Raw genomic sequence first — 14,809 nt, 5'->3', positions numbered from 1 at the left:
GGATGCCCGTCTTCGACGGCGAGAGGTTCCTGGACGAGGCGCTCGCCGCCGTCTGTGCCCAGGATGCCGACGGCCTGGAGATCCTGGTCTCGGACAACGGCTCGACGGACGCCAGTCTCGAGATCGCGCGGGACTGGGCCGCACGCGACTCCCGCGTGCGGGTCCTGGTGAGCGACGTGAACCGCGGGGGGACGTGGAACTTCAACCGGCTGCTCGAGGCAGCGCGGGCACCGCTCTTCAAGTGGGCCCCCGCCGACGACGTGATCGCACCGTCGTTCGTGAGCCGGTGCATCGAGACATTGAGCGCCGAGCCTCTGGCGGTCGCCGTGCTCCCGCGCACCGTCTACATCGACGAGGCGGGCGCGGTCATCGAGGAGCGGCAGGACCTCGAGCTCGGGCTGGATGCCCCGTCGCCGCACGAACGTCTCGACCGCCTGCTGTCAGGGATGGTGGCGCACGTGATGTACGGGCTGCTGGGGACCGAGACTCTTCGCGCGATCGGCGGTGTGCGCCGAGGGCCCGGGGCGGACTGGGCGATCGGGGCCCAGCTGTGCATGCTCGGGAAGATCGTCCTCGTCCCGGAGCAGCTGATGATGCAGCGTCGGCACGGTGGCCAGAGCAACGGCTCTGGTGCCGAGATCGTGGCCTGGGACAACCCGGGCGCGACGGGTCGGACCGTGTCCTTCGGCCTCGCGAACCTCTCGATCAACGCCGCGCTGGCATCTGCCGTCAGGTCGGTGCGGCTCCCGCTCGACGAGCGGACGAGGTGTGCCGCGACGGTGCTCCGGACCTGGACCCTCCCGCGGCTGCCCGGCGCCCTGGCCACCGATGTGTTCGACATGGTCGGTGCCACGTGGCCGCCGGACTGGGTCCGACGGTGGCGGGCCGCGCGCGCTCGACGTGCGTTGCCGGTCGGCGCCGACGGATGAGCGGTGCGACGACGACGCACGGGCGGCCTGCAGGACGGCGCTCGCACTGAGCGCCAGGACGGAGGGGGCACGGCATGAGGGTTGCGCACCTGGACCACTCCACGGCGGTCGGCGGTGCCGAGCTCGCGCTGCGGCGGATGCTCGTCGCCCGAGACGCCGGCGACACCGGGTGGCGGGCGCTCGTGGCGCTTCCACGCCCTGACGCCACCGGGGCGCCGGACGACGGGCCGTTCTCCGGTATCGACGGCGTGCCGGTCGTGCGGCTGGGGCCGCCCCAGGGGCCGGGTCTCGGGATCGGGGCGAGCGATGGCGCGCGGATTGCCTGGTCGCGAAAGGTCACGGGGGGCGCGGCACTCGCCGCGTCGTCGTGGGCGCTCCGGCGATCAGCAGTCGCGAGAGCCGACGTGGTGCACGCGAACACATCACGAGCGGCCGCCTACGGCGCCCTCGCGGTCCACAGGCGGCAACGGTTCGTCGTGCACCTTCGTGATCTGGTGTCGGCAGAGGCCCTGGGGAGGCACGGCCTGGCCGCGATGCGTCTGGCGCTGCGCCGCGCGGACGGTGTCGTCGCGAACTCCGCGGCCACGCTCGGCACCGCCGAGCCGTACCTCCGGGTGGGCGTCCCCGCGCTCGTCCTGCCGAGCCCGTCGGGGTTCGACCGGGTGCGTGCGGAGGGCCGTCTGGACGTCGGTGGAGGAGGGCCGCGCGTCGTGGGGATGGTCGCCCGTATGGCGCCGTGGAAGGGGCAGGTGCTGCTGGTCGAGGCGTTCGCCAAGGCGTTCGCCGGGACGTCGACCCGGCTCAGGCTCGTAGGTGCCGCGCAGTTCGGCGATGAGGAGGTCGTCACCCAGGTCCGTGCGCGGGCGGTCGAACTCGGTGTGGCCGACCGGCTCGACCTGCCGGGGCACGTCACCGACGTCTACGCCGAGATCGCGCGGATGGATATATGCGTCCAGGCGTCGACCCGCCCGGAGCCGTTGGGGCAGAACGTGCTGCAGTATCTCGCGAGCGCCCGTCCGACGGTCGTGGCCGACGCCGGTGGTCCGCTGGAGTGGGTGCAGGACGGGGACAACGGGCTGGTCTTCCGTACAGGAGACGCCGCGTCCCTGGCTGATGCGCTCGTGCGATTGTCCGACCCGGTGCTGCGACGGCGGTTGTCCGCCGGCGCGTCGGCGACACCGATCCCGACCGACGCCGAGGTGGCGACATCGTTCGCCGCCTTTCTGCGCGCCGTTCCACCGCGGAGGTGACCTGAGTCCTTACCCGAGTGCTGCGAGCAGCTCCTGAACCACGACCGACCAGTCTCGCGACTCCGCGTGCCGACGCGCGCAGGCGCGTCGGCGGGCGAGACGGGCGCGGTCGTCCGCGAGCGCCGCGAGGGCATCCGCGAGCGCGGCGGCGTCACCCGGGGGGACCAGGATCCCGGCGTCGCCCACCGCCTCGGGGAGGCCCCCGACGTCGGACGCGACGACAGCTGCCCCGGCTGCCATGCCCTCGAGCGCCGTGAGCCCGAACGGTTCCGGCCACACCGACGGAACGACGACGACGTCGGCGGCCCGCATCGTCTCGTGCACCACGTCGCGTGGGGCGAACGGCCGCACGGTCACGGACGCCCCGAGCGAGGACGCGAGCACGGCGAGCTCCCGCTCGTAAGACGTCGGTGGGTCCGTGGCGGAGAACCCCGTCGAGCCGAGGACGTTCACATGGACGTCGCGGCGGCCAGAACGCAGCAGCATGCCCACGGCCCGGAGCAGCACGTCTGGCCCTTTCTCCGGGATGGTGCGGCCGACGAACGCGACCTCCAGCACGTCACCGGCGCAGCGCCCCGACGGGGTGAGCCTGCGGGAGTCGACGCCGTTGCGCACGACACGCACCCGGTCGCGCAGCGACGGGGGCAGCCGGTCGGACATCGCCTGCGCCAGATGGGCGCTGACGCACACGACGGCTGCCACGCTCTCGAGCGCGCGGCCGGCCTCACGCGGGGAGTAGGTGCGCAGCAGTTGGTTGTGCGCGTAGAGGACGGGCACGTGACGGCCGGCGTCCACGAGCCCGACCGCTTGCGGGGCGTTGTGCAGCAGCACCGTGGACGGCGTCCACGACCGCTGGCCGGCGAGCGCCGCCGTCCAGGACCGCAGGGCGCCCGCCCGCGGTCGTCCGAGCTTGGACCGCACCGCGTCGAGCCGCCGTTCGCGCACCGTCACGGGCGCCGCGGCGTCGTACTCGATCGCGTCGGCGTCGTCGTAGCGGTCGGGGTACGTGCCCCGGGCCACCACGACGCTGGGCCGGGGGACGTCGCGTCTCGCCGAGCACAGTCCGTGCACGACGGTGGGCACGGCGCTGCCTGTCCGCGGCGAGTAGTGGTCGCCGGGGGTGATCACGTGGACGAACCGCACCGGGGGCACGCTCGCGATGCTAGGCGGGCGCCGCGGTGCGGATCGTGGCTCGGGCGGGTGAACCGTGCCGTCGCTCGGGTGAACTCACCAGGGCGCCGCTACTGACGACGGCGGTGCGGTTCTATGTTGGCCGCATGCCCGCGCCCCTGGTGAGCGTCGTCCTCGCGACCAACCGCGTCTCGCCCTTCCTGGCGGAGGCTCTCGGCTCCGTGCGGGAGCAGACCCTGCGCACGGAGCACGTCGTCGAGCTCGTCGTCGTCGACGACGGCAGCCCCGACCCGGCAGCCCTCGACGCCGCTCTCGCGGAGTTCGGGGACCTCGCGCCCGTGGTGGTGCGCCAGCGGTCGTCGGGCCTCCAGATCGCCCGCAACGCGGGCATCGCCGTGACCCACGGCCGCTATGTCGCGTTCCTCGATGACGACGATCGCTGGGATCCGCGGCGGTTGGAGCGCCAGGTCGCACCGCTGGAGGCGGATCGCGGCCTGACCGCTGCGTACTGCCGGTTCCGCGTCGTGGACGAAGGGGGCGCGGGGGTGGCGCTGTCCGATTCGCACCGCGAAGGTCGGCTCACGGCATCCGACGTGCTCGGTGACACCGTCAGCATCATCAGTCCGGTCATGCTGGTCCGACGGTCAGCGCTCGACCGGGTCGGGACGTTCCACCCCGCCACGGAGTGGGCCGAGGACCGGGACCTGTCATTCAGGCTCGCGCTCGACGGCGACGCCTGGTGGGCGGACGAGCCGCTGGTGGACTACCGGCGGCACTCGGGCTCGATGACGAACCGCCGGCAGGCGCAGTGGATCGGCACCGATCGGGTGCTGGCTCTCCACGAAGGGGCGCTCGCGGCGTCGGGTCACGTCGAGCTGGCGGAGGTGGTGTCGCGGACCCGTCGCCGCCAGCGGCTCTCGTGGTCACCTCCACGATGGCGAGTCGTGGCGCGCGCGGTGCGCCGTGCTGTGCGGGGCGGGTCGCTGCGGGTGGCCGGCCCGGGTCAGGAGAGCACGCGCGCGTAGACGGCCTCGACCCTGTCTGCGACGCTGCTCCAGGACCAGCTTTCGGCGGACGCGAGGCCGGCGCGCCCCAGTCGCTCGCGGATCCCGGCGTCCCGCAGGGTCGCGAGGGCGTCGGCCAGCGCGTCGACGTCGGTCGGGTCCACCAGCAGCCCGTCGACGTCGTGGTTCACGATCTCGCTCGCCCCGCCGCGGGCCGTGGCGACCACTGGAATGCCGGCGCGCAGGCCTTCGAGCACCACGATGCCGAATGCCTCGACGCGGCTGGGCACCACGAGCGCCTCAGCGCGTGCGGTGACGGCGACGACGTCGGGCCGTGCGAGCGCGCCGGGTAGTACGACATGGCCGGCGAGGCCGAGCTCGGCGGCGAGCGCGGCCAGGGCAGGGCGTTCGGGGCCGTCGCCCGCGACGACGAGGTGGAGGTCGTCGTCGACCGTTCCGCGCTCCCTGGCTACGGCGTATGCGCGCAGGAGAAGGTCGAAACCTTTGACCTGGACGAGCCTCCCGAGCCCCAGGAGGTAGCGGGCGGGCAGCCAGCTCGGCGTCTCGGCTGCCACCGGTTCGCGCGCGTCCACGCCGTTGCCGACCACATCTACCGTCTCGACCTGTGCCGCGCTCAGCCCGAACCGTGCGAGGTCGCGTGCTGCATAGCGCGAGCATGCGGTGATCGCCGCGGCACGGTTCAGCGACCAGGAGAGGGCACGCCGCTGGAGCCGGGACGTGTCGAAGACCCGTCCGGCGTCCATGAACGTCTCGCCGTGCGCCCCGACGACGACCGGGACACGAGCCGCCCCTGCGACGGCGGTGGCCCACGGGCCGTTGGGGCCGAAGCACTGGACGTGCACGACGTCGGGCGCGTCCGCGTGCATGGCGCGCCGCCAGTCGGCGAGGGCACGGGGGGCGGCGGCTGCGAACCGCGCGAGAGCACCCGGAGACGACGCCGGCAGGGGTGCGGGCAGGTAGCGCACGGGCACGCCCGGAAGCGACGCCGGTTCGTCGCCGCGATCGACGGACCAGACGGCCACGCGGTGGCCTCGGTCGCGCAGCGCGAGCGCGAGGTGGCGCACGTGCTCCTCGACTCCGCCCACCCGGGGCAGGAACGAACTGGCGACGAGCGCGACGGACGGCATGCCGCGAGCCTAGGGAGCAGGGTGCTGCGTGGAACCCGGGGGCGGGGGTGAGATCGGGGCCGCGAGCAAATGTCACCCGCTCCGGACCTCGCGCGCGGCGGGACCGGTCGCGAACGATGGCAGCGTGCACCCTCGCCTCGTGATCGCGACGCTCGCCTCGGCCCACCCGATGGGTCAGCAGGCGTACGAGGAGCGTGTCGCGACGCTGGCACCCGCAGCCGTCGGGGGAGGCGTGGAGGTCCGCCGGGCCGTGGTGCGCACCCTGCGCTCGCCGCTGCCGGGGACGGCGCGCGTCCCGGGGCGGCTGCTGCGGCGGTCCTCCGCCGGGGTCCGGAGGGCGGCGGGCGCCGTCCTGTACGGGCGGGCGCAGGCCGTGCACCGGATGGGGCTCTCCCTCCCTCCTGCCTCCGTGCCCGAGATCGTCACGATCCACGACACCGTCGCGTGGCGGTTTCCTGACGAGACCCCGCCCGAGCCCTTCGCGGCGGAGGAGACCCGGCGGGCGGCGGCGGTCGTCGCGGTGTCGCGGTTCTCGGCGGACGACGCCGCGGAGAGGCTCGGGCTCGACCACGTCCATGTGGTTCACAACGGGGTAGGCACGGAATTCTTCGACCCTGAGCCTCTCGACGCCGGGACGCTCGCCGCCCTCGGCGTGCCGGGAAGGTTCGTGCTGCACGCCGGCGGCTCCACGTTGCGCAAGAACCTCGAGGGGCTGGCGGCTGCGTGGCCGCGGGTGCGGGCCGCGCACCCCGACGTGCGGCTGATCCTCACCGGCCCGCCCTCGGACCGTCGCGACCGCCTGTTCGGCCCGGTCGACGGCGCGCTCCGGGTGGGACGCCTGCCCGACGCCGTCCTGCCGCGCCTCATGGCGTCGGCGAGTGCCGTGGTCGTGCCGTCGCTCTACGAGGGGTTCGGCCTCCCGGCGCTGGAGGCCATGGCGGCGCGGGTGCCTGTGGTGGCGGCGGACCGATCGTCCCTTCCCGAGGTGTGTGGGGAGGCGGGATGGCTCGTCGAGCCCGACAGCAGAAGCCTCGCCGACGGGCTCGTGCACGTGCTCGACGGCGGCGGCGACGTGGATGCGCGGGTGCGTGCCGGTCGTGACCGCGCGGCGCAGTTCACCTGGGAGCGCAGTGCTGCGGGGCATGCGCGGGTGTGGCGTGAGGTGCTCGGTCTGGACCTGGGCCCGCTCGTCTCGGCAGGACCACAGCAAGAAGGAGGGGGCACGACGCCATGAGGCCACGGGACGACGGAGGGTCGATGCGTGTGCTGACGCTGGCCCGCGACCTGAGCCACGCGCACGGCGAGGCGGTGAATCTGTTGCAGCTGCTGGAGGCGCTGCACCGTGCGGGTCACCACATCGACGTCGTCCGCCAGGAGTCGAGGTACTTCGAGACGGACGACGCAGTGGCCTCCCGGGTGATGGCGGTAGGCGACCGGGTGTGGACGGTGGGTCACACCGACCACTCGGTGTTCTGGACCCCGCCCCCCTGGATGCGGCCCTGGGTCGACCGGGCTCCCGGGCGGCTCCGGCGCCTCCTCGGGATCCTCGACGACAGCGTGCGGACCGTTCCGTCGGTGGTCAGCTCGGTGCTGCGGGCCGGGCGGACGCGGCCGGACGTGGTGCTGGAGGTGCGGCAGTTCGGCACCACATGGTCCGGTCCGGTGGCGCGGCTTACCGGCGCGGCGCTGGTGTGCCAGGTGAACGTGATCATCGACGCGCGGCCTCGTCGCGACAAGATCCTCCTTCATCCGGCGGACCGCGTGGTGGCGGTGTCCCGGTTCGTCGCGGACGAGCTCGTGCGGCTCGGCATCGTGCCGCGGCACCGGGTGCGTGTCGTGCACAACGGCGTCGACCCGAGCGCATACCCGTACGCGGACGGGCCGGTGCGGGCGGACGCCGTCGCGAGGCTCGGGCTGGACCCGGCCCTCCCGGTGGTCCTCTACTACGGGCAGCTCAACCCGGTGAAGGGCGTGGACGTGCTGCTCGACGCGGCGGCACTCAGTGTGCGTCCCTACCAGCTGGTGGTGGCCGGCCGGTACACCGATGCAGGTTACGAGGACACGCTGGAGCCGCGGTTCGCGGCGCTAGCGGGCGGGCCTGTACGGGTGGTGCGGCTGGGCCACCACGAGGACGTCGTGCCGCTCCTGCATGCCGCGGACGTGGTGGTGCTGCCGAGCTCGCGCGAGGAGGCCTTCGGCCGGGTGATCATCGAGGCGATGTCCACCGGCCGACCGGTCGTCGCGTCCCGCATCGGGGGCATTCCCGAGGTCATGGACGGAGGCTTCGAGGACCTTCTCTTCACCCCGCGCGACCCGGCCGACCTGGCCCGGGTGCTCGGCTCCGTGCTCGGTTGGCGTGCCGACGACCCGACCCTTGGCGTGCGCTCGAGGGCACACGTCGAGGAGCGGTTCACCCTCGACGACGCCGCAAGGGGCATGGCGGCGGTGCTCGCCGAGGCTGCCGTGGAGCGCGCGGGCCGTCGCCCCGGGTGGCGTGCGCGCCGCCGACGGGCGGGGGCCGACACCCGGGTGAATCCCACTCTTCACCCCGTGCAGACCTCGGACCCGGCGGTGTGACGTGGTTAGTGTCCCGAGCGTGTCCACCACTCCGGCCGTCTCCATCCGCGGACTCGGCAAGACCTACCGCATCGGCCGCGGGGGCGAGCGCCCCACGACGGCGGTCGAGGCCGTGCTGCAGCGCCTGCGTAGCCCGATGGCACGCTCGCGGTTCACCGAGTTCGACGCCCTCGACGGCATCGACCTCGACGTGCCATGGGGGGAGGCACTCGGGATCGTCGGTCGCAACGGCGCCGGCAAGTCGACGCTGCTGAAGATCCTCACCCGCGTGACCGCACCCACCCGCGGCCGTATCGAGCTCGCGGGACGCATGGGGTCGCTGCTCGAGGTCGGCACCGGCTTCTCGGGCGAGCTCACCGGCCGCGAGAACATCTACCTCAACGGGGCGATCCTCGGCATGACTCGCCAGGAGATCCGCGCCTCCTTCGACGAGATCGTGGATTTCTCCGGGATCGAGAAGTTCCTCGACACGCAGGTCAAGCGGTACTCGTCAGGCATGTACGTGCGGCTCGCGTTCGCGGTGGCCGCACACCTTCGCACCGAGATCCTCGCGATCGACGAGGTCCTCGCGGTCGGCGACGCGGAGTTCCAGCGCAAGTCGCTCGCGAAGATGCGCGACGTGGCCCGCGACGGGCGGACGGTGCTGTACGTGAGCCACCAGGTCCAGACCGTCACGTCACTGTGCACCAGCGCGATCTTCCTCGACCGGGGACGGCTCACCTACCAGGGCACGGTCGACGACACCCTTGAGGTGTACCGACGCTCGTTCGAGAAGTATGCGGTCGAGCAGCGCGAGGCTGACCGGCGCCCTGGTACAGGAGCGCTGCGCGCTGTGGTCGTGGCGCCTGACGCCGACGTCTTCGACCCTGCCGAGACCAAGCGGTTGACGGTCCGGGTGGGCTCCAATGCCGACGTGGTGGGGCATTATTTCGTCTCTGCCCACGTCAACGACGTCAACGGCACCGTCATCGCGCAGTGCGACTCGCGAGCGGTCGGCGGGTGGTTCGACCCGGCCAAGGAGCAGGAGATCCGGTTGAGCCTGCGCGCCCCGTGGCTGAAGCCCGGCCGGTACTCGGTGGACGTCTTCGTCTGCCAGATGGGCGTGCTCGACGCATGGGAGGGCGCCGCGACCTTCGAGGTGCTGCCCGGGTCTCCTTACCCGGAGATGACCCTCGACGAGGCGACGGCGCAGGGCGTTGTCCTTGCCGACTTTGACTACGAGTCCAGCGTGGGAGAGTCCTGATGTCCCAGACGGTCGTGATCACCCCGCCCGGCAGGCTCGGGCTGCCCCGATGGTCCGAGCTGTGGGGGGCCCGCGAGGTCCTGTACCGCTTCGGGCAGCGGGACGTCCTGCTGCGCTATCGCCAGACCGCGGTGGGCGTGCTTTGGGTCTTCCTCCAGCCGCTCGCAGCCGCCGGCATCTTCTCGCTCGTGTTCGGCACGGTCGCCGACCTGCCCAGCGACGGCCTCCCGTACTTCCTCTTCAGCTACGGCGGCATGCTGGCGTGGAACGTCTTCAACCAGGTGGTGGGGCGGTCTGCGCCGTCGCTCGTGAGCAACCAGGCCTTGGTCTCGAAGGTCTTCTTCCCTCGCCTCCTGGTGCCGCTCTCGACAGCAATGTCGGTGCTTCTCGATTTCGCCGTCGCGCTCGGGCTCGGGGTCGTGCTGCTGTTCGTCTACGGCGTGAACCCGGGATGGCCGGTCCTCCTCCTGCCGGTGTGGGTCGCGCTACTGGTGGCGACCGCGCTCGGCATCGGCGTGGCTGCCGCGTCGATCCAGGTCAAGTACAGGGACATCGGGTACGTGCTCCCATGGGCGCTGCAGCTCGTGCTCTATGCGTCTCCTGTCGCGTACAGCGTGGCGGCCGTGCCGGACGATGTCCGGTGGCTCTTCGAGGCGAACCCGATGACCTGGTTTCTCGAGGCGTTCCGCTGGTCGTTCCTCGGGCTCGCCGCCCCCGCGCCGTGGCAGGTCCTCGGCATGGTCGCGGTCAGCGGCGTCGTGCTTCTCGGTGGGGTGCTCGTGTTCCAGAAGAACGAGCGCCTCTTCGCGGACGTCATCTGAGACCGCGATGCGCCTGCACGCGTACCTTCTCGCCGCGGACCCGAACTATCTCGCCGCGAGCCTGAGCTCGTACTACGACCACGTCGAGAGGATCATCGTCTCCTACGACCGCTCGCACCGATCCTGGACGGGGACGCCGTTGCCCGTGGACGAGTGCTTGGAGATCGTCAAGGAGATCGACGTCGAGGGCCGGTGCGAGCTGGTGCCGGGAGACTTCTGGCGGCCGGGGGCGGATCCGCTCGACAGCGACACCCACCAGCGGCGCGTGGCGCTCGCTGTCGCGTCGGAAGGGGCGGACTGGGTGCTGCAGCTCGACACCGACGAAGTGATGGTGAGCCCCCCCGCGTTCCTGGGGGCGCTGGGCCGCGCGGACGCGGCGGGTGCCACGGCCCTCGACTACCCCTCGCGATGGCTCTACGCGCGCGTCGGCGACGCTCCCTCGCGGAGCGGGAGCAGGACGGGGCGCTACCTCGAGATGTCGACGGCGTGGTGGAGGCCCGTCGCGGGGTACCCGGGGCCGCTGGCCGTTCACGCGGGAACCAGGCTGGACCTCGCGCGCCAGGCACCGTCGGCCCTGCGCTACCGCGTGGACGTGCGGCCCTGGAACACCGACCCCGCGCAGGGGCGCGGCAGTCTTGTCCACGAGGTCGTCGGGTTGGACGACGCTGTCGTGCACTATTCGTGGGTCCGTTCCCGTGACGCCATGCGGCGGAAGTTTGGTTGGTCCGGGCACACCGGCGAGTACTCCCACCCACTGGTGTACCGGCGGTGGGCCTGGCGCTCGGCGCACCCGTGGTTCGCCGCGGCGACCTCTCCGCTGCGTCGGCATCCGGAGCGGTTCCGGGTAGTCCGACTGCCGGAACCGCCCGGGCGGGGGCCCGAGGGGATGCGGCCGTGAGCCTGTCGCCGGTCGTGGAGGCCGACCCGTCCCCGCGGGCGTCCGGGTTGACGACGAGCGTGGTGATTCCCACTTTCCGACGGGACGGCTACGTGCGGGAGTGCCTGTCGCATCTCGCCGCGCTGACCGCTACGCCGCTCGAGGTGCTCGTCGTGGACGCGACACCGGAGGAGTCCGGTTCGCCGTCGCCGACACGCGCGGTGGTGGCCTCCTTCGAAGGCCGGCTCCCGGTGCGGTACCTGCGCAACGAGCTCGGGGCAGGGACGACGCCGGAATCGCGCGGGATCGGTGTCGACGAGGCCGTGGGGGACATCGTCGCATTCGTGGACGACGACGCCTACGTCGCGCCGGACTGGCTGGACGAGCTGCTCGCCCCGTACTCCGCCCCCGACGTCGTCGGCGTGGGCGGGCGGATCGTCAACGGGCAGCCCGGAGAGACGGAAGAAGGGCTCGACCGGATCGGCCGCCTGCTGCCCGACGGCCGCCTGACCGGGTACTTCGCCGCAGACCCGGGGCGCGACGTCGACGTCGACCACCTGCTCGGGGCGTGCATGTCTTTCCGTCGCCCTGCGCTGCTGGACGTGGGCGGCGTGCATGGCAGATACCCGTTCCCGTGCGTGTGCGAGGAGACCGACATCTCTTTGCGGCAGCGGGCGCGCGGGCGGCGCATCGTCTTCGCCCCTCGGGCGGTGGTGCGGCACGTCTCGGCGCCGTACGCGGGCAAGGGCGACCGGTTCGACCGTCGTTACGACTACTTTCGCCGACGCAACCACCTGGTGATGCTGGTGCGCATCTACGGGCCGACGTCGACGACGGCGCGGCGGTTCGTCGTGACCGTGCTGCGGGAGAACGCAGGCAGGATCCGATGGGCGGCACGCGTGCTGGCCGGCCGTGTCCGAGGGCCGCGAGGAGAGCGGCTCCACGCGTCGGCGCGGCTCCGGTCGCCCGGCGTCCTCGCTCGGGTCGCGGTCGACCTCGCCGGGCTCGCGGTGGGCTGGCCTGTCGGCGTACGCGAGCTGAGGACCGACCGGGCCCTCGCCGCAGCACGAGGAGAGGCGCGATGAGCACGGCCGGCGCGGACGCCGATCGCTCGGCGGCTCTGCTCCCGGGCGTGAGCTCCGTGTCGACTCCGGTGGTGAGCCTCGTGATCTGCACGCGTGGCAGGTCCGACCGGCTGAGCGCGACAGCCACGCGAGCGAGGGCCGCGCTGGACGGCTGTGTCGGACCTGACGGTCCGCTGCTCGCCGAGCTCGTGCTCGTCGACAACGGCACGCCGTCCGAGGTGGAGAAGGAGCTCTCGGACGACGTCCGCGCGGACCCGCGGGTGCGGGTGGTGAATGCTCAGGTCCCTGGTCTGAGCCGGGCACGTGCCGTGGGCTGTGCCGCCAGTCGGGGAGACATCGTGGTGATGACCGACGACGACGTCGAGGTCGACGCGGGCTGGCTCGGTCGGATGGCGAGCCCGGTGCTGCGAGGACAGGGCGACCTGGTGGCCGGCCGCGTGCGCCTCGCTGCCGACACCCGGTATCCCGTCGACGCCCGGCTACGTCGGTGGCTCGCCGAGACGGACGACGACGGCGAACCGCATGTCGTGGGCGCAGCGCTGGCGTTCCGGCGCGACGTGCTGGGCGCGGCGCTGTGGGACCCGGCGCTTGGTGCCGGTGCGCCCGGGACCGGGTTCGGCGAGGACGTCCTCTTCGAGTGGATGGCGGTGGCGCACGGTGCACGGCTGGTCCGGGCCGGCGGACCCCCGGTCATCCATCGGCCGGACGTGGACAGGCTGACACGGGCGGCCTGGATCGACGCCGCCGTGCGGAGAGGGCGTTCCGACGCGTACGTGGCGCACCACTGGCTCGGTACGAAGGTCTCTTTCGGCGGTGCTCGCTGGGTGCGGCTCGCGGTCCTGCTCGCGGCACACCGGCTGCGCGGACGGGTGCGCTCGGCGGCTGCCGCACCGACCACCCGGGCCGTGGACCCGGAGGAGCTGGAGCTCGTCCGGAGGCTCGCCCAGTCCCGGGCGCTGCACGGACTGCGCCGGGCCCCGCGGCTGTACCTGCGGGCCTGACGAGCGACGGCTCTCGCCACATGGTCGCCCGCAGCGCCGAATATTGACTGAACTGCGCAAAGATCACCCGACCGCGGGTCCCATTCACCCACGAACCTTCTACTCCCGCCCTTCGTCCGCTGCCTAGCCTTCGGATCAGGTCTTGGATGCGTCCTGGGCCGCGGGGGAGCGAGGAGAGAGCGTTGAGCAACACCGGAGCAGGGACCAGGCGGGCCCGCCGACGGCGAGTCGGGATCCGCGCCGCGGTCGCGGCAGGACTGAGCGTCGTCGTCGGCGTCGGAGCGCTCGTGGCCGGCTTGCCCGTCGCCGTCGGGAACAGTGGCGTCGCCACGGCTGCCCAGGCGGCTTGTGGCGGCACGTTGTCCGTGGTGGCACACCCCGACGACGATCTGCTCTTCCAGAGCCCGGACCTCCTGACCGACGTGAGGTCCGGCGGGTGCGTCACGACGGTGTACCTCACCTCCGGGGACGCGGGGCGCGGGGCGCAGTACTGGTCGGCGCGCGAGGATGGAATCCGGGCCGCGTACGCGCACATGGCCAGGATGGACTCGCCGCACTGGACCACCGACGAGGCTGCGTTCTCGGGCCACACCGTGGTGACGTCCCGCCTGGACGGCACCGCGGTCCAGCTGATGTTCCTCCGGCTGCCGGACGGAAACCTGGGGGGCACGGGGTTCGGCTCGACGGGTAGCGTGTCGCTCGCGGGCCTCTGGCTCGGCACCGACGACACCCTGCGGCCTGTCGACGGTCAGGCCGCGTACTCACAGGACGACCTGGCCGCGACCCTTCGTGCCGTCGCGGAGACCGTCGAACCGGCCGTGGTCCGGATCCAGGACGACACGGACGATGACGGTGGGGACCATTCCGACCATCGCTTCGGAGCACGGTTCGCGCTGCACGCCCTGCGGGGCCTGGACCTCGACGTGGTCCGCTACCGCGACTACGCGACGGCCGACCTGTCGCGGAACGTCGCGGGCAGCGTGCTCGAGGACAAGACCGCTGCGTTCCTCGCCTACGCCCCCCATGACCCGTTGGTCTGTCAGACCCTGGCCACCTGCGGCCCGACCAACAGCGTCGAAGGGGCATGGCTGCCGCGCCAGTACACGATCGCGGGCGAGCCTGTGGACTGGACTCCGCCCCCGCCGCCGTCGGAGGGGCCCACGGGGATCGCGACGCCGCCCGGGAACCTGGCGGGAAGCGCGACCGTCAGGACGTCGTCCGTCGACGCCGCCGAGGGCTCGGCCGGCATCGGGGCGGCGGACGGGGTGGTCGGTGGCTACCCGGGCGACCCGAGGCAGGAGTGGTCGAGTCTGCGGGGCCGGTCGGGAGAGTGGATCGAGTACCGCTGGTCGACACCGGTGACCCTCGATCGAGTGGCGCTAGCGGATCGCGTCAACCTCGACGACCGGGTTACCGGTGGATCTCTCAGGTTCAGCGACGGCTCGACGGTGAGCGTCGGCGCGCTGCCCGACGACGGTGCGCTTCTGAACGTCTCGTTCGTGGCGCGGCAGGTGACGAGCGTGCGGTTCACGGTCACCGGGGTGTCGTCGACGACGTTGAACGTCGGGCTGGCGGAGCTCCAGGTGTTCGGTGACGGCGGGACGACGCCGACGCCTACGCCGACGCCTACGCCGACGCCTACGCCGACGCCGACTCCGGGCGGGGGGAACTTGGCGACGGGTGCGTCGGTGACGGCGTCGTCGCAGAACTCGGCGGACGGGCAGACAGCGGTGAAGGCCGTGG

Annotated in this window: 12 protein-coding genes and 2 pseudogenes; 12 read left to right on the top strand and 2 right to left on the bottom strand. The window is 72.6% G+C overall.

The window, feature by feature from the left end:
- The first annotated feature begins 2 nt into the window (after nucleotides 1-2).
- A complete protein-coding gene (locus tag ABZ493_RS17420; RefSeq protein WP_430583411.1) occupies nucleotides 3-929 on the top strand; it encodes a glycosyltransferase family 2 protein in 927 nt (308 codons plus the stop codon).
- A gap of 74 nt (nucleotides 930-1,003) precedes the next feature.
- Nucleotides 1,004-2,179: a glycosyltransferase gene (locus ABZ493_RS17415; RefSeq protein WP_430583410.1), complete on the top strand. Its 1,176-nt coding sequence runs from the start codon at nucleotides 1,004-1,006 to the stop codon at nucleotides 2,177-2,179.
- A gap of 9 nt (nucleotides 2,180-2,188) precedes the next feature.
- Here ABZ493_RS17415 and ABZ493_RS17410 read toward each other — a convergent pair whose 3' ends face one another.
- Nucleotides 2,189-3,331: a glycosyltransferase family 4 protein gene (locus ABZ493_RS17410; RefSeq protein WP_430583409.1), complete on the bottom strand. Its 1,143-nt coding sequence runs from the start codon at nucleotides 3,329-3,331 to the stop codon at nucleotides 2,189-2,191.
- Between the two features lie 125 nt (nucleotides 3,332-3,456).
- Here ABZ493_RS17410 and ABZ493_RS17405 point away from each other — a divergent pair, with 125 nt between their 5' ends.
- Nucleotides 3,457-4,335, top strand: coding sequence for a glycosyltransferase family A protein (locus ABZ493_RS17405; RefSeq protein WP_430583408.1), 879 nt, complete (start codon nucleotides 3,457-3,459; stop codon nucleotides 4,333-4,335).
- Here ABZ493_RS17405 and ABZ493_RS17400 read toward each other — a convergent pair.
- Complete coding sequence (locus ABZ493_RS17400; RefSeq protein WP_430583407.1) at nucleotides 4,314-5,462, bottom strand: glycosyltransferase family 4 protein; 1,149 nt, start codon at nucleotides 5,460-5,462, stop codon at nucleotides 4,314-4,316. The two genes, ABZ493_RS17405 and ABZ493_RS17400, sit on opposite strands and share 22 nt — an antisense overlap.
- A gap of 124 nt (nucleotides 5,463-5,586) precedes the next feature.
- Between ABZ493_RS17400 and ABZ493_RS17395 the strand changes: the two genes are divergently transcribed.
- From ABZ493_RS17395 to ABZ493_RS17355, 9 genes and pseudogenes are all read left to right on the top strand, one after another.
- Nucleotides 5,587-6,696 carry a glycosyltransferase family 1 protein gene (locus tag ABZ493_RS17395; RefSeq protein WP_430583406.1) on the top strand — a complete coding sequence of 370 codons (1,110 nt, stop codon included), beginning with the start codon at nucleotides 5,587-5,589 and terminating at the stop codon, nucleotides 6,694-6,696.
- Nucleotides 6,697-6,719: 23 nt separating this feature from the next.
- Entirely contained in the window at nucleotides 6,720-8,039 is a 1,320-nt protein-coding gene (locus tag ABZ493_RS17390; RefSeq protein WP_430583405.1) for a glycosyltransferase family 4 protein, read from the top strand.
- 19 nt (nucleotides 8,040-8,058) lie between these two features.
- Complete coding sequence (locus tag ABZ493_RS17385) at nucleotides 8,059-9,282, top strand: polysaccharide ABC transporter ATP-binding protein (protein ID WP_430583404.1); 1,224 nt, start codon at nucleotides 8,059-8,061, stop codon at nucleotides 9,280-9,282.
- The gene (locus tag ABZ493_RS17380) at nucleotides 9,282-10,103 is read left to right on the top strand and encodes an ABC transporter permease (RefSeq protein ID WP_430583403.1); all 822 of its coding nucleotides are present in this window, start codon (nucleotides 9,282-9,284) and stop codon (nucleotides 10,101-10,103) included. The genes ABZ493_RS17385 and ABZ493_RS17380 overlap by 1 nt, the downstream gene beginning before the upstream one ends.
- Nucleotides 10,104-10,110: 7 nt before the next feature.
- Entirely contained in the window at nucleotides 10,111-11,001 is an 891-nt protein-coding gene (locus ABZ493_RS17375; RefSeq protein ID WP_430583402.1) for a hypothetical protein, read from the top strand.
- Nucleotides 10,998-12,065 carry a glycosyltransferase family 2 protein gene (locus ABZ493_RS17370; protein WP_430583401.1) on the top strand — a complete coding sequence of 356 codons (1,068 nt, stop codon included), beginning with the start codon at nucleotides 10,998-11,000 and terminating at the stop codon, nucleotides 12,063-12,065. The genes ABZ493_RS17375 and ABZ493_RS17370 overlap by 4 nt, the downstream gene beginning before the upstream one ends.
- Nucleotides 12,062-13,066 carry a glycosyltransferase gene (locus tag ABZ493_RS17365; protein WP_430583400.1) on the top strand — a complete coding sequence of 335 codons (1,005 nt, stop codon included), beginning with the start codon at nucleotides 12,062-12,064 and terminating at the stop codon, nucleotides 13,064-13,066. The genes ABZ493_RS17370 and ABZ493_RS17365 overlap by 4 nt, the downstream gene beginning before the upstream one ends.
- Nucleotides 13,067-13,212: 146 nt before the next feature.
- A pseudogene (locus ABZ493_RS17360) lies at nucleotides 13,213-13,956 on the top strand (PIG-L family deacetylase); the annotation flags it as partial.
- Between the two features lie 33 nt (nucleotides 13,957-13,989).
- Nucleotides 13,990-14,809 (top strand): annotated as a pseudogene (locus tag ABZ493_RS17355) (hypothetical protein); the annotation flags it as partial.

The organism is Isoptericola sp. NPDC019482, from assembly GCF_040632295.1.
Lineage (GTDB): Bacteria > Actinomycetota > Actinomycetes > Actinomycetales > Cellulomonadaceae > Isoptericola.
Note: the sequence above shows the minus strand (reverse complement) of the source record. Positions and strands in the feature narration are given on the sequence as shown.